Here is a 23,046-nt window from a genome sequence, read left to right on the forward strand (position 1 = left end):
GAAATGTTGTTCGTTTGGGGTTATGGCTTTACCCCTACAAGCAATGCGCAGTAAACCGCGAATTGGTATTATGCAAAGAAATAGCATGAAACACACGGCTTGATCAAGTTTTTGCGGTAGAAATAGCGAGTTCTTAAGAGTAGTAAAAGGGTAATAAGCATGTTCGATTGGTTTCACTGGTTAAACCTTGCAGGCGTTGCCGTGTGTGCAATTTCAGGCACCCTTATGGCTTATCAAAAACGCATGGATGGATTTGGTGTAGTAGTGCTTGCCAGCGCTACAGCCATTGGCGGCGGTACTTTGCGAGATGTGATGTTAGATGTACCCGTTTTTTGGATTGCCGATACCGATTACTTGTACACCACATTAATTGCTGCCTTTATACCCATTGTTTGGCTACGAATCAGCCCACGCTTCCCTTTTCACTACCTGTTAATCGCCGATGCTTTTGGGCTAGCGCTTTTTAATGTAGTAGGCATAGAAAAAGCCTTAGCCAACGATACCGGTATGGCAGTGGCGGTTGCAATGGGCACCATTACTGGCGTATTTGGGGGGTTGTTACGAGACGTTATCTGTCGCGAAGTACCGCTGGTACTAAACGGCGAGCTTTATGCGATGACCTGTATCGCTGGCGGTGTGGTATATGGCATTGCACTAGAATTTGACCTTGCTACCCAGTGGTGTGGTATTGCAGCTCTTGCGACCACCGTTTTATTCAGGCTAGGCGCCATGCGCTGGCATTGGCAGCTGCCTGTATTTTACAGCGATCATCATTAGCATCTAAGGTTCCTTGCCGAGCATGGTAACCAATGGTCAAAGCCGTTGAGTATTCGCGATAAATCTCGTCGTTAGTACAGTTACATTTTCATTCCACTCTCTCTAGAGTTTATGCCTAGTGCGCTGACTATTTGGCCGCACCTTAGTTTTTAAATTTCAATAAGGCGAATAATGAGCGCGTAAGAGGAGAGGGTTTTCACAATATGGGAATGGCTGTTGTTAAAACCTTTGCGGGGCAGGGGGTGTCTGCACCAGAGGTAAGTGTGGAAATTCACTTGGCTAATGGCCTGCCTGCCTTTCAATTGGTAGGTATGGCGGAAACCAGTGTAAAAGAAGCCCGTGAGCGGGTGCGCAGTGCGCTAATTAATAGTGGTTTCGAGTTTCCTGCCAAGCGTATAACGGTAAATTTAGCGCCGGCTGATATCCCGAAGTTTGGAGGGCGGTTCGACCTTCCTATTGCCGTTGGCATTTTAGCAGCATCGGGCTACATTTCAGATATAAGTCTGCTTAATATTGCCTTTGTGGGCGAATTAGCGCTAAACGGTGAGATTAAACCGGTTAACGGGCTTATTCCCGTAGTGATGACGGCAGCGAACGAAGATATAGCCCTTGTGTACCCGGGAGATAACGATGTTGAAGCTGCCTTGGTTTCCCACGCAACACGGTTTCCCGCCTTCGATCTTCTATCCGTTTATGAACACCTTACCGGTAACAAAAAGCTCGCCAAAGGGCAGCCTTTCACTTCTCACTCATCACGCAACTCCCCAACTGGTTGGGATGATATTATCGGTCAAGAGCAAGCTAAACGGGCCCTAATTATTGCAGCTAGCGGGGCTCACAACTTATTGATGGTAGGCCCGCCAGGTACAGGTAAAAGCTTGCTTGCCAGTCGAATGCTGTCGCTATTACCGGATATGAGTGAAGAAGAAGCCTTGGAAGTTGCTGCCATTCACTCTGTGAAAGGCGAAAAGCTGCATGCAGAGCGTTTTCTAACTCGCCACCTTCGCTCGCCCCACCATACAAGCTCTGCGGTGGCGCTCACTGGCGGTGGCTCGAACCCTGTACCGGGTGAAATTTCGCTGGCTCATAACGGAATTTTGTTTCTAGACGAACTACCTGAATTTGGGCGAAAAGCACTGGATGTATTACGCGAACCACTTGAAACCGGAGACGTGCATCTGTCTCGCGCTTCAGGAAGTGCGACATACCCTGCTAACTTTCAGTTAGTCGCGGCGATGAATCCAAGTCCGACAGGGGATATTGACGATAATCGGTTAACGCCACAGCAGCAGCTCAACTACTTAAATCGCTTGTCTGGCCCGCTCCTTGATAGAATAGATATACAAGTGGAGGTGCCTCGACTGCCAGACTACGATCTGCCAGAACCTGCCAATAAACCAGACGACTCGTTACATGCCACGCGAGAGAGAGTTATTTCGGCACGTCACAAACAAGGACTACGACAAGGCAAACCCAATGGTGCCCTTCACGCAGGTGAATTAGCCGATATATGCTTACTTGATGACGCTGATTTGCAGTTTCTACAAGCCGCTGCTAAACAGCTTAATTTGTCTATGCGGGTATTCCATCGCACCTTAAAAGTAGCAAGAACCATAGCCGATCTTGAAGAGGCAAACGCCGTATCGCGGGCGCACATTGCCGAAGCACTGGGCTATCGTGCCCTCGATAACCTCATTAAACAGCTAAGCGCCAGCTAGGGTAGTTAAAACACAAGCTTAAACACGCACTTGTATGTTGAGCTGCATAAAAGCGTTAACAAGCGGTTCGTTTTGCTTGTCTTGAAGACAGCATAAACCAAGCGCGTAAGGCTCAATATCTTCAACAGGTATTTGGGTCACCGCATTAGCCATGCTGGAGTGATCAAGCACTACTTTAGGCACAAAACCTACACCGCACTCTAGCGCTACCATGCTTACAATTGCTTCGTTACCGCCTACATAGGCATAAACATTCGGGCGAATGCCGTGCTCAGCAAACCAGTGATAGGCGGTGCGACGGGTTGGCCCGGTTTCAGGCATTATTACCTGATGCTTGGTCCAATCAAGCTGACTTAGTTGAGTAAGTCGCCACTCTCTTGGGGCAATAAGTACCAAAGGTACGTTATCAAGCGCTGTGAAATGCAAATCTGTTGGCATATCAGGTGTGTAGATTGCAATAGATAAATCACACTGCTTACTCTTAACTTTTTCTATAGCAAGGGCAGGGTCACCGGTAATAAGGCGTATATCTACACCGGGGTGCTGCTGTCTAAATTGTCTTAACATTGCAGGCAAATGACTTTGACTGGCAGTCACCGAGCAAAACACACTTAGTTCCCCCTGAAGTGCATCGCTATCTTCTTTTAAATCAATTTTTAATTGCTGCCAATCTGCCAGCGCTTGTTTAGAGAATGACAGTAACTTGTGCCCACTGTGGGTAAGCGCCACTTTACGGTTGTCACGTTTGAATAGCGTACAGCCTAACTCGTCCTCGAGACGTTGGATAACCCGGCTTAGCGTAGAAGGCGACACGTACATGGCCTCTGCGGTAACGCCGAAGTGTAGGCTTGTAGCCAGGTGATTAAAGAGCTGTAGGCTGCGAAAATCCATAAACGTTTCACTTTTTGCAATATTATCTTGCAAATATATCATTTTCCAAAACAAAAGAAATCTTTTAGTCTCATTACCAAGTCGTCATAGACGAGGTCTGTCAACGCCAAGGTCGGTGTTTGATATTGACAAAAATGAATGTTGTTCGGAAATTTTTATGGCTAATTATTTCAACACCCTGTCACTTCGCCAGCAGTTAGACCAGCTTGGCCGCTGCCGTTTTATGGCACGCGATGAATTCGCTGACGGTTGTCAGTTCTTAAAAGGCAAGAAAATTGTCATTGTAGGCTGCGGCGCGCAGGGCCTTAACCAAGGCCTGAATATGCGTGACTCAGGGTTAGATGTCTCTTATGCGCTGCGTCAAGCGGCCATTGATGAGCAACGCGACTCTTACAAACGCGCCTCAAGTAACGGATTTACAGTTGGTACATATCAACAACTTATTCCAGAAGCGGATGTGGTTTACAACTTAACACCTGATAAGCAGCACGCTAGCGTTGTAGAAGCCGTTATGCCGCTTATGAAAGAAGGTGCGACATTAGGTTACTCTCACGGTTTCAACATTGTTGAAGAAGGTCAGCAGATTCGTAGCGATATCACAGTCATTATGTGTGCGCCGAAAAGCCCAGGCTCTGAAGTACGTGAAGAATATAAGCGTGGCTTTGGTGTACCAACACTGATTGCCGTGCACCCAGAAAACGACCCTGAAGGTAAAGGTTGGGATCAAGCTAAAGCACTAGCAAGTGCAACGGGCGGTGACCGCGCAGGTGTACTTGAGTCATCATTTGTGGCTGAAGTTAAATCTGACCTAATGGGCGAGCAAACCATTTTGTGTGGTATGCAACAAGTTGCAGCAGTACTTGCTTTCGAGAAAATGGTTGATGACGGTATTGACCCAGGTTATGCAGGTGCGCTTATTCAGTACGGCTTAGAAGCCATTACCGAAGCACTTAAGATTGGCGGTGTAACTAACATGATGGACCGTCTATCAAACCCTGCAAAAGTGAAAGCGTTTGAGCTTTCTGAGCAGTTAACTGATTTACTTCGTCCGCTATTTGAAAAGCACCAAGATGACATCATCAGCGGTGAGTTCTCTCGCACCATGATGGAAGATTGGGCAAATGGTGATGCGAACCTACTTAAGTGGCGTGAAGAGACCGGTGAGACCGCGTTTGAAAACGCACCAGCTTACGAAGGTGAAATCAGCGAACAAGAATTCTTTGACCACGGCATCTTATTAGTTGCCATGATCAAGTGTGGTGTTGAAGTGGCGTTCGACGTAATGGTTGAAGCTGGAATTCTGCCTGAGTCTGCGTACTACGAATCACTACATGAAACACCGCTAATTTCTAACACAATCGCGCGTAAGCGTCTGTATGAAATGAACGTGGTTATTTCAGACACAGCAGAATACGGAAACTATTTGTTTGCCAACGCAGCAATTCCGATTTTGCGTGAGAAATTTATGCCTACCATTGATACCAGCGTTATTGGTAAGGGTTTAGCTGCTGCTTCTAATCAAGTAGAGAACAAACGCCTTGTTGAGATTAACGAAGCCATCCGTTCACACGGTGTGGAATCAGTAGGTAAAACCTTACGTGGCTACATGACTGATATGAAAGCCATAGTTGTGTAAAAACAGAGGTTAGGACAGTTTCTGTCGTTAGGTGCTTAACTAAGCCCTCTTGCCCGACCATTTTGGTCGGGCTTTTTTATGCCTGTAATTCAGTAAGTCACTTCTCTCTTTACAGCGAACTGCTTCTAATCCAAAGCGTTTACTGACAAATGCTTACCTAGTTAAGAAACAACCACTTCCCGAACGCGTTCAGCAAAGCGAACTGATGAGTAAGCTAATGCAAAAAAGATCAGAAAACCCCAGCCGATAGGCATCAAGTTTCCATTCAAAAAACTATCAACGATAAGGGCAACGGGCACCGAGAATAAGCTTGAAAAGCAGCCAATAATGGCAGCACCTAAGCCTGCCATATCGCCAAGAGGCTGCATTGCCATAGCGTTTAAGTTACCAAACAGTATGCCCACGAAGAAAAAGCCGACAAACATGACGGCCACGGTTGGAATTAACGGCGGCAGACCATCGTAGGCAAACAGCAGCGCTAGATACACCACCGCAAAACCATTTACGCCTTTTAGCGCAAAACGACACAGCTTGCGCATGCCAAAACGCATCACCATTTTACCGTTAAAGTAAGAAGCAAGCCCGATAGAGAAGGCAAGGGTAGCGAAGATATACGGGAACCATTCACCAACATTGTAAAACACGGTAAATATGGTTTGTGACGCGCTTAAGTACGCCAAAAACGCTCCGAAAATACAGCCCATAGCGAAGGTATAACCCATCACTTCCGGGTTGGTCAGAATAAACTTTGATGATTTAAAGAAGTGTGCCCGCGAGAATTTTCTGCGCTTTGCACGGGGCAAGGTTTCGCCTTGACGAGAAAAGAACCAAATCCCCGCCATAGTAGCAACCAGCAGAAACAACGTGAATATATGGAACCAAGATGTCAGTTCCATCACGGTTTGCCCAATAATGGGGGCCAACATGGGCACTAAGATAAACACCATCATGATAAACGACATAACTTTTGCCATGGCATCACCTACGTAAAGGTCACGTATTATTGCCATAGAGGCTATGCGAGGCCCAGACACCCCAAACGCTTGGATAACCCGCCCAACTAACATGGTTTCAAGGTTAGTGGCAAGCATGCATACAAAGGTACCCAAAGCAAAAATACATAAACCCACTAAAATAGTAAGACGGCGACCACGGCTATCTGAAAAGGGGCCAAAGAACATTTGACCAAACGCCATACCAACAAAGAACACGGTGACAATCAGATGGGTTTGATGCGCCTCTTGCACATTAAGTGATTCACCAATTTGAATAAGTGCGGGCAACATAGCGTCTATACTAAGTGCCACCAGCGATGTCATGGTCGCCATCAAAGCAACAAATTCAACAAGGCCAAGGGCGGGCTTTTGCACAACTGCAGTATCATCAGATACGCCATTAGATGTCTGGGGCATAAAGTCTCGAATATGAAATAAAGTGAGGGAAATAAAAAAGGCGCGAAACCATCGCGCCGTTATTAGTATACCTTAAACCTGGTTAAAAAGCCGTCAAATTAGGCTAGCTTATCGTAAATACTACCACCTTTAACGAGTGTCACTCCTCTGACAGACTAGCTGTTACCGCCTCGTCGTTTTTAGTCGGTTTCAGGTATTGGTCTAAAAACGCATCCATCTCCTTAAAAAATAGATGCCGATTACGCTGTATTGATAGATGGTGATCACCACTTTCCAACTCAACATACTTAAAGACTTTATCAAGGTCATCTAATTCGTCGGCCATGTAACGACTGTGAAGAGGCGGTACAATACGATCTTCTTCGCCATGCACAAGTAGAATAGGCGTCTTGATCCCTTCTGCATTGTAATAAGGCGAGCGAGCTTCTAAATCATCGTAGTCGTCACCAATTTGATTTTTAACAAACTCATTATTCAAAAAGCGACGAGAATGAATGATAACGTGTTTAAGCGAGCTCACTCCGGCAAAACTTACGGCGCATTGAAACAGTTCAGGGGTTTTAACTGTCGCCATTAACGCGGCATAGCCGCCGTAACTTGCACCTACTATGCACATATTATCTTGCTCTGCGTATCCCTTTTCTACCATCCAACCAGCAGCGTCGGTAATATCGTCTTGCATAGCAAGGCCCCATCCTTTCATTTGGCTTTGCGCAAAACTATAACCATAACCTCTTGAGCCTCTAAAGTTTGGCCTTAACACAGCGTAGCCTTTCGAGGTGAAGTATGCTGTCCAGTAGTCGAAACCGCTGAAATCACGAGCACCCGGGCCGCCGTGAGGGTGAATGATAGTTGGGAAAGGCCCGTCCCCCTTAGGTAGGGTTAAGTATGCTTCAATCTTGATACCATCTCTGGCTTCATACTCAACAAGTTTATGTTCGGATAATTGCGTAGAGTCTATTTGGCTGTATTGCTGAAACAATACATCGAGCGTGCCCGCTTTACGGTTACCTAATAAGTAAACACCGGGCAATACGTCCGATTCAGAATAAACGATATAGGTTTGTTCATCATCACTGAAACTGACTAGCGTGTTATCGTAATCGGGGAGCCCAATATCAATACCGTTTTGAAGTGCAACATAGCGCTCATCCCAATAAAAACGACCATCATGACGCACTCCAATAGCATCTCGGGTAACTGGTGAATAGATCAGGCTGCCATCTACGTCGTACCCATCATCGGCATACACTTCAGTTCGCTCATTGGTTTTAAGGTTTAGGGTATAAAGTGCGCGGTAGTCGCCTTTGTAGCCCTTGAAGTATAAGATATTAGGGTCTTTTGCAAAGCCTACAGGGTATTCACCCTTCTCAGTCATGGCGTTATAGGCAAACAAAGTTCGCCAACCATCTTCCTCTTTTAGGAAAACTTCACGCTCACCGCTGTCATAATTGAGTGAAATGCCAATACGAACGTTGCTCTGTTGATCGGTAAGCCAATCTCTGATGCGCTTTTTACCGCGCATAATGCGGCTTACGCCTCCTGTGTTAACATTGACCTTATACACTGAAGGTAAACCTAGCACCTCTGCATCTATTGCTATAAGTACATGATCTGGGTCATCAGGTAGCCAATCGATAACCTCATCTTGGAATTGGGGAATGTGGTTCGGATTACCGGCCCGACGCTTAATTCGCTCCCATTCGACCATATTAAATGCGCCGCCCTCACCATCAAATTTAATGCTTAACAAGCGGGTGTCATGCACCTTTGTGGTACCACGACGAGTTTCATAGCGAGCACTTACCACGATACGTTCGTTGTTTACCCAGTGGTACCAGTTAATCTTTACGCGCTCATTATCAGATCGCAGAAGGTAGTGCTTTTCCCCCTTTTTTAAGTCGTAAGTGGCGAGCATAGCGAACGCTTCTTCTTGCTCAACGTTTTGAACAAACGCGATTTTCGTTCCATCGGGTGACAAAGATGGAGTCCAATATGTTGGCAGCGAACTAAAAGCATCATAGGCATTTTTCTGCGCCGCCGGTTCAGCACTCAACGCAGTAGAAATAATTAGCAGTAGCAGGGCAAAAAGCGTAGCCGGTGAGAAAGTCTTCTTATAAGACATAACATTCCCTTGTAATTTTTTATTGTGGGTGGAACTTAGCTAATAAGTAATCCTCAAAATATATTAGTTCGAGTATACAAAGGCGTGTCTGAATGTACAAAAATAAACCTAGCTGGTTTGATATAGACAATATTGGCGCGATAATTTGATCTCTCGTCGCACTTTACGGATACAAAATGCAAATGTGGTACTATTAACCACAGATATAACATGGATTTTACCCTAGAACGGTAAGCTTCAAAGCATAGCGTCGCCTTAAGGATTTAGCCTTTTCATGCCTTCAACTTGGAGCGGACTTGCCACTTTGCAAGGCCTATTTTTCCGACAACTAGTGCGCAAAACACCCAAAGCCTATTGTTTATTAGCTAGGGGGTTACTGTGCGTGCAGCTGTGCTTGCTGTCCACGGTATCTTTGGCTCAAGAGTCAATTACCTATGATGTTCAAGGTGTAGAAGACGCGAAGCTACGTAATAATATTCGTCTGCATTTAGGCGGGCTTGATGTCGAAAAAGCATTACTAACTGACCCTTATTGGCAAGATGAAGTGGCAGAAACGGTGGCGACGGCAGTACAACCCTATGGCTTTTACAACAGTGAAACCAAGGTACGCATACAAGAAGGGAACAGGGTAACAGTAACGGTTGCGTTGAATACTCCTCTTACCATCAACAAAGTTACCCGAGAAATCATTGGTGCAGGTCGTGAAGATAAGGCATTTAGAGAACGCTTCAACTCACTTAAGCTCAAAGAAGGCGACGTGTTAAATCAGACTGTCTATGAGTCATTTAAATCCTCCATGTTTAACTACGCTCTTTCCAATGGCTATTTTGATTATTTCTGGCAGGCAACACGCCTAGATTTAGTACGTGGCGAAAAACAAGCAAACGTGCTGCTTATCGCACAAAGCGGCCCTCAATATAAGTTTGGTGAACTCAAATTTGTCGGTGAAGATAAAGCTAAAGCGATTATAAAGCGCCTAAAACCTTTTAAAACCGGTGATGCCTATTCGTCATCAGTATTAGGCGATTTTAACAGACGATTAAATCAGTCAGGATACTTTAACCGGGTTATTGCAAGGCCGGTAGTAAGCGACGCAGAAGGGTTACTGGTTCCTATTGAAGTCTCGCTTCAGCACAGGCCTACCGATGCATTTGATGTCTCTGTCGGCGCGGCTACCGATACCGGGCCTAGAGTGCGCCTGGGTTGGGAACGTCCTTGGGTAAATGATAAAGGCCATTCAGTTTCATCAGATATTTTCATTTCAGAGCCTGAACAATCGGTTACCGCCGACTACCGCATTCCAATGAAAAATATCACACGTGACTATGCCAGTATCGAAGCAGGCTATCAGTTTATTGAGTACGCCAATACGTCTTTTGAGAGCGAAACCCTTTCTTTGTCAGCACATAGATACACGCAACAAGATGACTCGCCCTGGCAGCATGATTATTCGGTAACCTTCCTTAGAGAAACATACGATCAGGGGGATCTTGATACCAACACCACATCGTTAGTTTTACCAGGCTATTCAATAACCTACCGTAATAAAGACGACGAACTAAACATTCGCAACGGCACTTATTTTCAAGCGCTGGTTCAATACGGTAAAGAGGGCTTTGGCTCAGACATTGATTATGCTAAAACTGCCGTTGAAGCTATGTTAATTCGTACATACGCAAATAAGCATAGAATAACTTTACGCGGGGAAATTGGAGCAATTAAAACTAACTCTTTCGATGATGTGCCTGCTTCACTTCGCTTTTACGCTGGAGGCGACCAAAGCGTTAGAGGATTTAAATTTCGTGATTTGTCGCCTAAAGCAGATGTTATTAACCCAGAGACTGGCAAGCTCGACGTTGAGTCTATTGGAGGAAAGTACTTAGTTACATCAAGCATAGAATACGCATACTCAATTGCAGACAACTGGCGAATAGCCGCTTTCGTAGACGCGGGTAAAGCTGCAAACGATATAAGCGACTCTCTCGCTTATGGTATCGGCCCCGGGGTTCACTGGCTGTCACCTATTGGCGCTGTAAGAGTATATTTAGCCAGAGGCTTATCAAAACAAGAAAATGACTGGCGTATTCACTTCATCTTGGGGCCTGAGCTATGAGAAAACGTACAGTTTCGGCCATCTTGCTCTCGCCTGTACTGCTATTGGTTGCGATTTATGCGCTACTTATCAGCCCGTTGGGCGGCCCAACGGTAAAGCTTATCGCAAACAGCTTCGTTTCAAACCTCTCCATTGAAGATATCGAGGGAAGTTTTGCCGATACTCTTGAAATACGCGATTTACGCTGGGAAAACACGCAGTGGCGAGTGTCATCGCAGTACGCCTATATTGATATAACGTGGCGTTGTCTTTTTGAACCAAGAGTCTGCGTAAATGAACTCACGCTTGAAAATGCCACCTTAACGCAACTCGCTGCCTCGCCAGAAAACGTTGAAGAAACAGAGTCGAGTGGTGAGTTTAGCTTACCTATTCCCATTGAAGTAGGGTATCTGGTACTTACGGACATTAACGTTGTGCTTCTTACCACAACCATTGAAGTAGATGAGCTAGAGCTTACGGATTTTAGCGGCAACCAGATGCTGACTCTCGACAGTTTAGCTACAAAAGGAGTTCGTATTGCTTTAATAGAGGCGGATAAAAATGCAAATTCACCAGCCGCGAATACAGCTTCTCAAATTCAATCTTCCCCGGCTCAACAACCGCCAGAACAAGACGCAGATAAAACAACAAAGCAAGCGTCAGAAAGCGCCTTGCCTAAGTCCTACTCGCTTAGTTACGACGTGCCTGAACTACCGACCATTATCGCTCCTATTCCCATATCGCTTGGTACCTTATTGGTTGAAGACTTGTACCTTACCCAAGACGGTAGCACACAACAAATAGCATTAATCTCGTTGCTTGATGCACAGTTCAAAAACAGTGATATTGCTATTGAAGAAATGGTCGTCGCCCATGAGCAAGGGGAAGTAAAAGCAAAGGCAAGCGCGATGCTCAGAGGGAACTTTCCACTAAGCATTTCAGCTAGAGTAAAGACTGTGCTTGATGATGCTCCTCTTACCGTAAATTTAAACGCTTCGGGAGCACTTGATGATTTGGCCCTTTCCGTCATAACAAAGGGGGCTGTAAGCGCTGAGGCTAACTTGACGGCAAACGTTCTCAATACTGAACTCCCCATTGAGTTCACTGCAAAATGGCAAGAACAACCTATTCCAACAATGGAAAACGCCACGTTAAAAGCAGGTACGCTGTCACTTGAAGGCACTATGGGAGATTACCAATTAAAAGGCGACGGTGCAGTAACCTTGCCTGACATAGGCAATGTGCCTGTATCACTGGATGTTGTGCTTAAAAAGAACAATATCTATGTCAATCAGGCCAATGTTAAGGCGCTAGAAGGTAGCTTAGTTAATACAGGTACCCTTTACCTAAACGAGAGTATTGCATGGGAGGGTAAAACCACGCTTTCAAACGTGTCGGCGCAGCGATTCAGCACTTACGCACCTGAGAACTTAAACGGCGAGATAGAAAGTATTTTACAGTACTCTGAGCGTGGTGGGCTGCATATGAGCCTAAAAGATATGCAGATATCTGGCGTGCTACAAGGTGAGCCACTAGAGATAAAAGGCAACGCCGTATATGCCGGCCCCAGCGACTTATTCGTTACTAACGTGAATATTGTACAAGAAGGGGAAAATGAAAAAAACGTTATCCGAGTCATTGCGCAGGTCTTAAACAAGCGTCATTTAAACGCTGATATTAATATTAGTGTAAACACCATAAATAGCCTTTATCCAGAAATATCCGGTGCAATAAATGGAAAAATATCTGCCTCAGGTCCATGGCAAAACCCTCGAGCTAACGGCACATTAGATTTATCAAACATCACGATATCGCCAAATTTAAATGCATCTGCCGCACAGCAAGGGCCATTAAGCGGCGAGATAACGCTAGATGGCACTTATAAAGATCACCAAGCTCAGCTAGAGCTTTCTGTACCCAGTAACCAAATTGCGTTCAGCCTTAAAGGCGCATGGGCAAACAATCATTGGGTAGGTGAGATTAGCGATACCCAGTTAGAGCTTGCTAATATGCAATGGGCACTATCGAGCCCGTTCACACTTGATATAGGCACCGCGCCTGTGACAGCCCAAATAGACAAGCACTGCTGGACATCTCGTCGCGAGGGGGAGCTGTGTATCTCGAACGTGAATTATCAAGACAGCAAAGCTAGTTGGGATATTAAGGCAACGTCACTACCTGTAGGGCTGTGGGCGAATGAACTAGTGCCGACCATGGTTTCAGCGCCTTCTGAAGCTACGTTGAGCATTCAAACTAAAGGCAGTTATTCACAACAAGATCCTATGGACGCAACATTTACTGCGTCAATGAGTGCAGCCCCGTGGCAATTAGGTGAAACCAGACCATTAACACTTACCATCAACTCTTTTGAAACTAGCGGTAAAATAAAACAAGGACAGCTGGAGTCAACGTCACTGATCTCCAGTCAAGAAATTGGTGATGCTACGCTTACGTTAAATACCCGACCGTTTGAAGAAAAAATACCGTTGGACGGTAAATTAGTCATGGAAGGGCTTAATGTAGCGCCATTGAAACCTCTTTCACCTGCTATTCGTACATTAACAGGCGTGCTTAACGGTAATATAACCCTTGGTGGTTACGTTGATGATCCATCTCTAAATGGCGAGCTTACTGTTTCTAACGGCGCAATAGATATTCAAGATACGCCTGTCACATTAGCCGACTGGAATCAAAAAGTAATGCTTAGCGACCAAACTGCTGCGCTTGATGGAAGTTTTATACTCGGTGGAGGTAAAGGTACGCTAAAAGGCGAACTCGACTGGTCATCTGAGCCTAGCGCTAACTTTAAATTAAAAGGCAACAGTTTTGAAATAAGACAGCCAAATATTCGCCTTAAAATATCGCCTAATATTGATGTTGCTGCGACCAAAGAAAAAGTAGATGTAACGGGCGAGGTCAATATCCCTTGGGCCCGTATTGAGATTGAGTCCTTGCCTGAAAGTGCAGTGTCGCCATCAAAGGACGTGCATTTGCGGGGAGAACCAGACAAAGAAGAGCCACTCGATATCGTTCATGCTTCTGTACTGGTTAACATTGATAAAAACAAGACAGAAGAAGTAAAGCTTGAGGCCTTTGGCCTGACGGCCAGCTTATTCGGCGGTATACGTGTAAACACTCAACCCGCGTTAGTTGGCTATGGAGACCTGCAAATAATAAACGGTCGCTACAGCGCCTATGGTCAGCAGTTGATTATTCAAACCGGCGAAGTGCAGTTCAACGGCCCTATCGACCAACCGCTATTGCTGGTAGAAGCGATACGAGACCCTGCCAAAACCGATGATGATGTTATAGCGGGTATTCGCATAGACGGCGCCGCTGACGCACCGAGCATCAACCTTTTCTCTGAACCCTCTATGGACCAACAGGGTGTATTATCGTATCTATTAACGGGGTCTGGGCCAGATGCTGGAGGCTCAGCAGATCCTAACTATGCAGCTCTGCTATTAGGTTTTGGGCTGTCGAACACGGAAACCCTTACCGGGCAGTTAGGCAGCGCCTTAGGCATTGATGACTTTAGCTTAAGTACCAATGAAAACTTGCTTTCTGTTACCGGCCAAATCAACGAGAGGCTTTCGGTGGAATACAATGTGGACGTAGGCATAAAAGATAACGATGCCAATAGCACCTTGAGACGTCGACAGCTTCCACCTGATTTAGCACTTAAATACCAGCTGCTTCCTAGCCTGTATTTAGAGGCAATCCAAACCACACTGGAAAACCAGTCAGAGTTTGCGCTAGATCTCTATTATGAGTTTTTCTTGGGTGATACGAGAACCCGCAAAGATAATGATGAAGACGGCAATGAGCCTAACAATATCGATGAAAATTCAGAGAAGAAACTAAATGATAACTAAGGTGCACGAGGTTCTAAAGGCAACAACTAATCGTCTAAAGTTAAGTGTAGCGGCTTATATCTAATCTGACGGGCACCGATAGACGATGAGCAAAGGTTGGCGGCAAGAATTCAAGTTTTTCAATGAGCGAATAGATACTCTTCCATGAGTTTCATTCCTTCACAGCCTGCGATTAATTCTTTGCCATCAAATCGTTAATACCAATGATTTGCTGATTGTGATTGACCACTCGATTTTGACTTGCAGTTTCAACCGCTTTTGTCATATCGGCTCGGCTAGCTAACATATTGCCCTGTAGGTAATGTAATACTGCTCGATTATTCAAAGCAATGGCACTTTCCCTATTAGCTTTTACGGATTCATCACAAACACTAGGTGCTTTGTCAAAGTTTTCTTGAGCAATGTAGGCGACACACAAGTTATTTAAATATGGGGCTCGCAACGACATGACTTTCAACTTATTTAAATGAGCTTCAGTTTTGCGGATGCCCGTCTGATAATTACCTGCTTCTATTTCCCGTACCCCATTCACTTCCTGAATACTGGTTTTCAACCGCAGGCTCAGCAGGTCTGTAGATGCGATAGCGTTAACAGGTATCAACACAATGCTGGCTAAAAGACAAAAGCTTCGAACAAGGTTATTTTTTTGTACCGTCTTTAATGTAACTAACATAGTACCGTCTCCGATTTTGATAGGGGTTGTTGTGTTGTGGCCCATTTCCAACTAGCATCGCTGTAAAGGTTGTAAATGGAATGTGTAGTATCAAATGCCTCACTCGCAGTATTGAGTCGTTACTACAAAATTACCTGACCAAACACCTACAAAAACCTGACTTTTTTCTGATGAAAAACCGATAAAGTCCCTAAAATTTATGGTTTGAGCGCAATTTAATGCCAAAGGAGCGATGCAGTTGACGGAAACACCTTCGGTCACGACAGGATACTTCCAGATTGATCACTACCTGGTCGATATGGGTGATAACACAATATCCGTAGAACAGCAGTGTTTGCATATCGAACCAAAAGCGATGCATGTTCTCTACGTTTTGGCTTGTCATGCAGGTGAGACAGTAAGTCGCGAGCAACTGATGCAAGAGGTTTGGGGTGATCGCGTTGTTGTAGAAGATGCCCTCACCCGTACCATTTCTAAATTACGTACCGCTTTTGGCGACAATAAAGCTAAGCAACTGATTCAAACCATTCCCAAAAAAGGATATCGCCTAAAATCAACGGTTCAATGGCAACCTGATGCTCAGGAAGATCCCAAAGCTACAGCGCTTCCCAGCAGTAAAAATGCGCAGGAAGAAAGGGTTGAAGATAAATCAATTTTTGCATTAAGACACCGAAAAACGCTCGCGGTAGGCTCCTTCTTTGCGCTAGTAGGCAGCGTTATTGTAGTTTATTTAATGCTTTTTTTAGGTACTGAAAAAGACACCTCAAATCTAAAATCATCGCTTGCTGAACCAACCAGTATTTCACTGGCGCTTTTACCCCTGAAAAACCTCACTGGAGACAAACAAGCGGGTTACCTTGCAGATGGCATTCTTGAAGAAATTGCAGGTACGCTGGCAAATACATCAATGTTGAATGTGAAGTCGCGATACGCCACCTATATATATGCTAGGCAAAATAAACAACTGGAAGAAATTGCGCGACTGTTAAATACTCAATTTTTGTTGGAGGGGAGTGTCCGTGAGTCCGGTGATCAATATCTCATTGTCGTCAGGCTGATTGACGCAGAATCGGAGAGAACTATCTGGTCATCCAGATACGAAAATTCAATGTCCCAGTTGTATGATATTCAGGAAGATATCGCTGATAAAATTCGTCAGTTATTGGTCCCTGATAGTGACAATCGCCAAAACGATAACACTTCCAATATCGCAGCCAGACAGGATGTTGTTGCGTACCAACACTACCTTAAAGGACTTTACTGGCTGATGCATGGCAAAACCAGCCAATGGTTTTATCTTGCGGAAGACGCTTTTTTAGATGCCATTGAACGGGATCCAATGTTTGCTGCTGCCCACGGGCGTCTGGCTTATATTTACGCCAGACATGATTATCACGACGTATACATGGATAAAGATCTGGCCACCGAAAAGGCTATAGCCTCCATTGATCAGGCATTGACACTCGATCCAAACGAAATTAACGCCCATCTAGCACGTGCTATTCTGGCAACCACGACAGGCGAATTTGAACTGGCAGAGCAGTCGCTGAACTTGGTATTAACACAGCAACGTCAACATACCACAGCATTGTATTTATTCAGTGAGATGGCGCTAGCAAAAAATGACTTTTCAGGAGCGCTTAATTATGCCGAGCAGGCGTTAAAATTGGATCCGTTATCTCCTTGGATAAACGTAAACCTCGCTATTATTCATTACTGGAAGGGTGATTATGAAGCTGCTTTGGCAGCACTAGACACCGCAATCTCAGTGGATGCCGAGTACACATGGGCGTGGGTTTGGCGAGCTAAAATATTTCAGGTTCAGGGAAAAACAAATAACGCGATTGCGAGTATGGAGACCTGTCTTGAATTGGATCCTGATTCGGCGATCAACAGCGCGTGGTTGGGGATACTATATTTTGAGGCAAACCAAAAAGAATTAGCCAATCGTTGGTTGAAGCACACTGCCAGCCTCTATGGAGATACCGACGATGCAAGGTTTTTCAATGGATTCACACGATTTGCAGAGCAAAGACACAATACGGATATTGTCCAAAGGTTGCTCTCACAATTGACGTTACTTGATAACCCATTATTCAGTCTTACGCACATGCTGGTAAGCCTAACAACGCAGGAGTCACAACTATCAGGGGCTCAAGAGCTTTTGAAGAAAGAATTACTTCTGGGCCCAGTTAATGTGGATGGCGAGCAGTCTTTCTTTATCAACGTACACAACCTTAAGCGTGCCAAAGCCCTAGTAAAGTTAGCTGCCAAATTTAATTTGCCAAAAAATGAGACCCTGGTCGCGCAGATTCAAGCATTAGAAGAACAATTGCCAAATGCATTCATTGCACAAACTGAGCGAAGCATAAATTCAGCTCCATATGATGACTGATGAATTGCACCAATTGATTGATTATACCTATAAACACATCGTACTTGTTACTCTATGTATTCCTAACGATGCTGCACCATAGTCTCTAGTATTTCGAGTTGACATTCAAAGCGCTTTTGCCTTTTGTGTGCCCATACATACCAAATCAACATTCCAATACTAAGTAATGTCATGACTATCGCCATCTTAGTGATTTTCTCTGGCGTAGGGTCACCGAAAAAATAACGTTCCAACAAAAAAGCATACCCAAAAAGCACTGCAGTCCACGTTGAGTGCTTAGTGATAAAAGCAATCTTTACGTTATTTTTAATTTGTTTAGTCAACTGAATGAGATGATCAACGGTTTGCGTATCTTTTGAAAAAGCAGCCACCCTTCTTAACCATAGCTGATAAACAAGCAAGGGAAGGGCAGTAACAAGCATGAATATAAACATTGCGTGGGCGACAAACGTAAATTTATCCCAACTAGTAATAAGCAAATAAATCGCTGGAATAAATGCTAGCGAGTCTATCACCATATACCAGCGCTGCTTTGTTCGTTCACTGCGAAGATTTTCTTTTACTTCCGTTAAATTGATAGCCGTAACAGATTGAGCCTGCCAGAGTGCAGACAAGGCATCGTCTCGATCGAGCTCTGCAACGTCAATTTGAATCTTATGATTTTCTTTATCTGAATTATGCATGCGGTTGCTCCTGCATGATACTTTGCTTGGCGCGTTTTAATATCACACCAACATGGTTTTTTGTCAGACCACATACGTCTGCTATTTCGTCGTAACTCAAGCCTTCAAGAGAAAGGGTAAGCACCTGCCTTGGCTGTAGTGGTAACGCTCTGACAGCGCGCAACAGGCGTTCTAAAGACTGGTGTTGACTAGACACTTCCTCGGGTGACTGTGTAGTACCGACAAACCCATCTGAGCCCATACCTTCTTGGTCGTATTGGTGCGTATCGATGCGTTTAACTTGGCCGGCAACGTGTGTCACAGCCCGGTTGTGAGCAATTTTCAAAATATAAGTTTTCACACTGCTGTCTCCCTTAAACCGAGACAGTCCCTGCCAAACGGCAATAGCAATCTCTTGCAATAACTCTTGTTGCATTGCCTCGTTTGCTTCATAGCTGTTGGCTACACGGCCAAGTAGAGCGCCATATTGCGCGAAAACATCGTCAAAACCCTGCCCCAAGGTCACATCCCTAATCGCAAAAACTGTTGTTTTTTATTGTGTTATTTCTATCAGTCTGCCCATGCCAGTTTTTATTACAAACTTTTTTCATCACCGCTGTAATTTTTTTAAACAACGCCCGACTACTGATAATAGAAATGAAATTAGAACATGCCGAAATGAGAGATGAAGGCATTTCTTTAAATGCTTCGACCTTAAATGAGGAAAACATTATGTCTACGTTAAGTTTAGTTTTGTTAATTGGCAGCATCACGTCGCTTGCGCTTTTGGCAAGCTACCTAGACGCAAAATTTCAGTGGCGATTGAACGACTGGATGAATGGCGAGTGTAGTAACCCTTTTGTAAAAGCCGTTACTGACAAACAGCAGAAGCGTTTAGCGGAAAAAGATGCGCAAATTGAATCTCTGATGGCACGCATTGAAACCCTTGAAACCATTGTCACTGAGCCTGCTTACGAGCTAAACAAAAAAATCAACGCCCTTAAGTAAACGCGCTTATCAGGGGACGTTGAATTAATGTGTAGTAAAGTTCAACAGGCACTAGCTAGATACGGGTGGGCGACGCATAAAGCGGGGCACTTTTCCCATTGCAATAGCGTTACCCACCAGCACAATCACTACGCCTAGTACGGATAACACGCTCCAGGTATAGCCTTCAAAAAACGTTGAAATAACCAGTGCAACCATGGGGTATACCAGCACAACGTAGGCAGCCTTGTCAGCGCCCATCTGTTTTAAGAGCTTCATGTAGGCGCCAAACGCAAACACAGAACCAAAAATAGCTAAATAAACAAGTGATAAATAAAACTCAATGTGGGTAGGTATTTTTAATTCACTAGGCATAGCCAGCGAGGTTATGAAAAGCAGCGCCATGGCGTAGCTCATAGCATAAAAATTCATTTGAATAACAGGTGTACCCGAAGTCAAAATACGCTCGGAAATAACGTTGCCCGTTGACGCACAGAAAAAGCTGACAAATGCGATGGCAAGTCCGGTGGCTAGAGCCGCGTCCATGGTTACTTTTGAAAACTCAGGCACAAACAAACACACAATACCTACTAAGCCAAAGGTGGCCCCAACCACTACTTCTTTTCTTATGGGCTCTTTTAGCCACCATCGGCGAAGTACAACGTTGATGTAAATAATGCATGAGCTCATTAGTGCCAGCAGCGCACTTATGATATGCGCTTGGGCAATATACAAAAGCGTGTAGTTTAAGCTGTATAAGAAGAGTCCTACTGCCGCCATTTTTACGTGAACGTGCAGAGGAAGTTTTAGCGGTAAACGTTTAATAACACAGTATGCCCCCAAACACGCCGACGCCAAGAAGTAGCGAAGCGCTATGGCAAACGTTTCTGATGTGTGTCCGATTTGATAGGTAATGGCTATCCAGGTTGAACCCCAAATTAGGCAGCACAGAGCAAATAAGGTCGCGTTATTCATAGTCGCCTTTTAACCCAGAAACTCTGTTAAGTGAGCAAGGGCTTTATCGAGCAGTTTTTGCCTGGCTCCGTTACCAATCCATGCATTATGCGGCGTTACCAGTAAATTAGGTAACGGCTCTTTTAGTAATATGTGGTCCACAGGCGGTGGTTCTTCGCTCAGCACGTCTAAGCCTGCTCCACCAATTTTGCTGTGTTTAAGCGCATGGTAAAGCGCCTCCTCATCAATCAATCCGCCGCGAGCGGTATTAATAAGAAAAGCCGTTGACTGCATCAATGAAAGTGTATCTGCGTTAATAAGCTTTTCGGTGTCTTCAGTAAGCGGGCAGTGAAGACTTATCACATCGGCATAAGGTAAAAGGGACGCAAAGCTGGGGCGGGGGTCGTCTTGTTTACCGGGGCGAGCAGCAATACTCACTTTCATCCCCATCGCTTTGAACAATGCTTCTACACGCTTACCAAGTTCGCCATGCCCCACAATTACCGCGTGTTTACCTGCAAGCTCGATCACTGGGTGATTAAGCAAGCAAAAATGGGAAGAAGCGGACCATGCCTGTTTATCCATATCACGCTGATACGCCACAAAGTTAGTAGCCAAATTAAGCGTTAAGGTTAACGCGTGCTGCGCCACACTATCAGTGCCGTAGCCTTCTACATTTTGAACGGTAATACCCGCTTGCTTACAATAATCACGATCGATATTGTTTATACCAGTGGCCGTTACACCGATATACTTAAGCTGTTCTGCCTGCTGTAAATCTTCGGCGTTTAGCACAACTTTATTCACTAAAACCGCATCGGCTGCTCGAATACGTTCACCAACCTCTTCAGCAAGAGTCTGCTGATAAAGCGCGACGTCGGCATTAAGACTATCGAGTACAGAAGTATCAAGGCTCGGTAAATCCATGGTTTCAGCGTCTAAAAAGACAACTCGCTTTTTTGGCCCATTGCGCGACGATTGTGTTTGGTTATCTTCAAGTTTACCGTTCGAAGTATTGCGTTTTGTCATTGTCGATAGGCCTACATTACTTCTACGATTGATTCTAACGCCGCTTTTACGTTTACAGGAATGGGAATAGCCTTGTCGGTCTTCCTATCTACAAATACATGCACAAATTGACCATGCGCCACGCGTCGCTTATTTTCGCCCGCATACACAGACAATCCATAGGTCACTGAACTTCGGCCAATTTTAATTACCCGTAGTCCTACAAAAATGTCTTCGGGGTATGCCGCAGGAGCCACGTACTGGCATTGACTACTTACCACATACGCAACGGTTTGCCCGTTGTGTATATCTAAATTGCCTTTTTCAATCAAAAAGCGGTTTACCGCGCTATCAAAGAAACCGTAATACACAACATTGTTGATATGACCGTATGCATCATTGTCTTGCCAGCGGGTGGCAATAGTGACGTTATAAGGGTAATCGGCAAGTGTTGGTGTAATATCAGTCATGATCAATCCTTGGCATATAGATTTAGATGAGTGTTGTTGCCCTATCAACACAAACAGTGAACACATATAGCGCCTAAGCGCTATATCGTATTTCAATGATAGTGCTATGAATAAAGCACCATATCGTCGCGGTGAACGGCAACATCGCTTGTTTCATAACCTAACACACTGGCGATTTCTTTCGACTTTTTCCCTTTTATTAGGGTTAAGTCTTTTGCGTTATACAAGCAAAGACCTTTAGCGATAATTTCTTTATCGCACATCACTTCAACGGCATCCCCTTGTTCAAATGAACCGGTCACGTTTAAAATACCAGTGGGTAATAGCGACGCACCTTTGCTTACTAGCGCCTCTTTAGCTCCGCTATCTACCTCTATTCTGCCAGCAGTTTTAAGAGTGTGACTAAGCCAAAGCCTTCGGGCGCTAGCCGGTGTGCTGCTAGCAGTAAACAAGGTGCCCGGCACCTTGCCTTCAAGTAAAGCATCGAAGGTTTCACCTTTTCGCCCGTTAACAATAAGGGTTTGGATACCACTACTAGTGCACTTATCCGCCGCTTCAATTTTTGTACGCATACCACCTGTGCCTACGACAGTACCTGCGCCCCCCGCTAGTCCGTATATGGTATGGTCTATTTTATCCACCTGCGAAATAAGGGTCGCAGAATCATCTTTTCTAGGGTCAGCAGTAAATAAACCGTCAATATCAGAGCAAATAATTAAGGTGTCGGCCTGCGCCACTAATGCCGTGTAAGCGCCCAAATTATCGTTATCACCCACTTTAAGTTCATTAACGGCGACCGTATCGTTTTCATTCACGATAGGTAGCGCATTATGATTTAGAATTTCACGCAAGGTGTTTTTGATATTTACGTAACGCGTTCTATTGCGTAAGTCATCCGCGGTTAGCAATACCTGAGCGCAGGGGAAGTCAAAAAAACGCTGCCAGTTGGCCATCATCAAGTTCTGGCCAATTGCAGCCATGGCCTGCTTCTCTGCAATAGAGGCGTTGTGGCGAATTTTGACTTTACTTCTACCGGCAGCGACACTGCCAGATGAAACTAAAATCACTTCTTTGCCAGCCTCTCGGCTTGCGGTAATAAATCGAGCAAGAGACAGTAGGTAGCGCCCGCTGCATTCGTTGCCTTCAGGTGCAATGAGGGCACTGCCAACTTTAATAACGGCGCGTTGCCAGGAAAAACGGTTCATATTGGGAAGAAACGAAGAAATAAAGAGTTTAAGAATACGACAGTTAAAGCGTGAAACAAAACGTTCTGTTACAGTTTTTTTGCGTTAAAACATGGTTAGTTTACGGTCAAAAAATTGGATTGTGCCTGCCATACTTATATACTAGAGAGTGTTATCTTATAACAAT

The 23,046-nt window shown here is 44.9% G+C and carries 17 protein-coding genes; 7 read left to right on the forward strand and 10 right to left on the reverse strand.

What is annotated here, in order from left to right:
- The first annotated feature begins 159 nt into the window (after window positions 1-159).
- Both V7R55_RS12595 and V7R55_RS12600 read left to right on the forward strand, forming a co-directional pair.
- The gene (locus V7R55_RS12595; RefSeq protein ID WP_334059774.1) at window positions 160-777 is read left to right on the forward strand and encodes a trimeric intracellular cation channel family protein; all 618 of its coding nucleotides are present in this window, start codon (window positions 160-162) and stop codon (window positions 775-777) included.
- Window positions 778-980: 203 nt separating this feature from the next.
- The gene (locus V7R55_RS12600; RefSeq protein WP_334059775.1) at window positions 981-2,495 is read left to right on the forward strand and encodes a YifB family Mg chelatase-like AAA ATPase; all 1,515 of its coding nucleotides are present in this window, start codon (window positions 981-983) and stop codon (window positions 2,493-2,495) included.
- An 18-nt stretch (window positions 2,496-2,513) separates the two neighbouring features.
- On the opposite strand, the gene ilvY is transcribed toward V7R55_RS12600, so the two are convergent.
- Window positions 2,514-3,386 (reverse strand): HTH-type transcriptional activator IlvY, encoded by an 873-nt coding sequence (gene ilvY, locus V7R55_RS12605; protein ID WP_334059776.1) that lies wholly within the window; start codon window positions 3,384-3,386, stop codon window positions 2,514-2,516.
- Between the two features lie 157 nt (window positions 3,387-3,543).
- Between ilvY and ilvC the strand changes: the two genes are divergently transcribed.
- Window positions 3,544-5,022 (forward strand): ketol-acid reductoisomerase, encoded by a 1,479-nt coding sequence (gene ilvC / locus V7R55_RS12610; RefSeq protein ID WP_334059777.1) that lies wholly within the window; start codon window positions 3,544-3,546, stop codon window positions 5,020-5,022.
- 161 nt (window positions 5,023-5,183) lie between these two features.
- Here ilvC and V7R55_RS12615 read toward each other — a convergent pair whose 3' ends face one another.
- Both V7R55_RS12615 and V7R55_RS12620 read right to left on the reverse strand, forming a co-directional pair.
- On the reverse strand, window positions 5,184-6,434 hold the full coding sequence (locus V7R55_RS12615) for a multidrug effflux MFS transporter (protein WP_334059778.1): 1,251 nt from the start codon (window positions 6,432-6,434) through the stop codon (window positions 5,184-5,186).
- Between the two features lie 139 nt (window positions 6,435-6,573).
- The gene (locus V7R55_RS12620; RefSeq protein WP_334059779.1) at window positions 6,574-8,559 is read right to left on the reverse strand and encodes an alpha/beta hydrolase family protein; all 1,986 of its coding nucleotides are present in this window, start codon (window positions 8,557-8,559) and stop codon (window positions 6,574-6,576) included.
- A gap of 274 nt (window positions 8,560-8,833) precedes the next feature.
- Here V7R55_RS12620 and V7R55_RS12625 point away from each other — a divergent pair, with 274 nt between their 5' ends.
- Window positions 8,834-10,672: an autotransporter assembly complex protein TamA gene (locus tag V7R55_RS12625; RefSeq protein WP_334059780.1), complete on the forward strand. Its 1,839-nt coding sequence runs from the start codon at window positions 8,834-8,836 to the stop codon at window positions 10,670-10,672.
- Window positions 10,669-14,526: a translocation/assembly module TamB domain-containing protein gene (locus V7R55_RS12630; RefSeq protein WP_334059781.1), complete on the forward strand. Its 3,858-nt coding sequence runs from the start codon at window positions 10,669-10,671 to the stop codon at window positions 14,524-14,526. Before V7R55_RS12625 ends, V7R55_RS12630 begins: the two co-directional genes overlap by 4 nt.
- 172 nt (window positions 14,527-14,698) lie before the next feature.
- Here the strand turns inward: V7R55_RS12630 and V7R55_RS12635 are convergent, their stop codons facing one another.
- Complete coding sequence (locus V7R55_RS12635; protein ID WP_334059782.1) at window positions 14,699-15,199, reverse strand: hypothetical protein; 501 nt, start codon at window positions 15,197-15,199, stop codon at window positions 14,699-14,701.
- A gap of 238 nt (window positions 15,200-15,437) precedes the next feature.
- Here V7R55_RS12635 and V7R55_RS12640 point away from each other — a divergent pair, with 238 nt between their 5' ends.
- Window positions 15,438-17,594 (forward strand): tetratricopeptide repeat protein, encoded by a 2,157-nt coding sequence (locus V7R55_RS12640; protein WP_334059783.1) that lies wholly within the window; start codon window positions 15,438-15,440, stop codon window positions 17,592-17,594.
- 62 nt (window positions 17,595-17,656) lie between these two features.
- Here the strand turns inward: V7R55_RS12640 and V7R55_RS12645 are convergent, their stop codons facing one another.
- Complete coding sequence (locus tag V7R55_RS12645; RefSeq protein WP_334059784.1) at window positions 17,657-18,277, reverse strand: hypothetical protein; 621 nt, start codon at window positions 18,275-18,277, stop codon at window positions 17,657-17,659.
- Window positions 18,270-18,776, reverse strand: a complete 507-nt coding sequence (locus V7R55_RS12650) for an RNA polymerase sigma factor (RefSeq protein WP_334059785.1) — start codon at window positions 18,774-18,776, stop codon at window positions 18,270-18,272. Before V7R55_RS12650 ends, V7R55_RS12645 begins: the two co-directional genes overlap by 8 nt.
- Window positions 18,777-18,913: 137 nt before the next feature.
- On the opposite strand from V7R55_RS12650, the gene V7R55_RS12655 reads away from it, so the two are divergent.
- Window positions 18,914-19,264 carry a hypothetical protein gene (locus V7R55_RS12655; protein WP_334059786.1) on the forward strand — a complete coding sequence of 117 codons (351 nt, stop codon included), beginning with the start codon at window positions 18,914-18,916 and terminating at the stop codon, window positions 19,262-19,264.
- A 51-nt stretch (window positions 19,265-19,315) separates the two neighbouring features.
- Here the strand turns inward: V7R55_RS12655 and V7R55_RS12660 are convergent, their stop codons facing one another.
- The 4 genes from V7R55_RS12660 to proB form a co-directional block, all read right to left on the reverse strand.
- On the reverse strand, window positions 19,316-20,218 hold the full coding sequence (locus V7R55_RS12660; RefSeq protein ID WP_334059787.1) for a DMT family transporter: 903 nt from the start codon (window positions 20,216-20,218) through the stop codon (window positions 19,316-19,318).
- Between the two features lie 9 nt (window positions 20,219-20,227).
- On the reverse strand, window positions 20,228-21,226 hold the full coding sequence (locus tag V7R55_RS12665; protein ID WP_334059788.1) for a D-2-hydroxyacid dehydrogenase: 999 nt from the start codon (window positions 21,224-21,226) through the stop codon (window positions 20,228-20,230).
- An 11-nt stretch (window positions 21,227-21,237) separates the two neighbouring features.
- Window positions 21,238-21,675, reverse strand: coding sequence for an acyl-CoA thioesterase (locus V7R55_RS12670; RefSeq protein WP_179985066.1), 438 nt, complete (start codon window positions 21,673-21,675; stop codon window positions 21,238-21,240).
- Window positions 21,676-21,779: 104 nt separating this feature from the next.
- A complete protein-coding gene (gene proB, locus V7R55_RS12675) occupies window positions 21,780-22,880 on the reverse strand; it encodes a glutamate 5-kinase (protein WP_334059789.1) in 1,101 nt (366 codons plus the stop codon).
- Window positions 22,881-23,046 lie beyond the last annotated feature (166 nt).

The sequence above is a fragment of the Alteromonas sp. S005 genome (assembly GCF_036864475.1).
GTDB lineage: Bacteria > Pseudomonadota > Gammaproteobacteria > Enterobacterales > Alteromonadaceae > Alteromonas.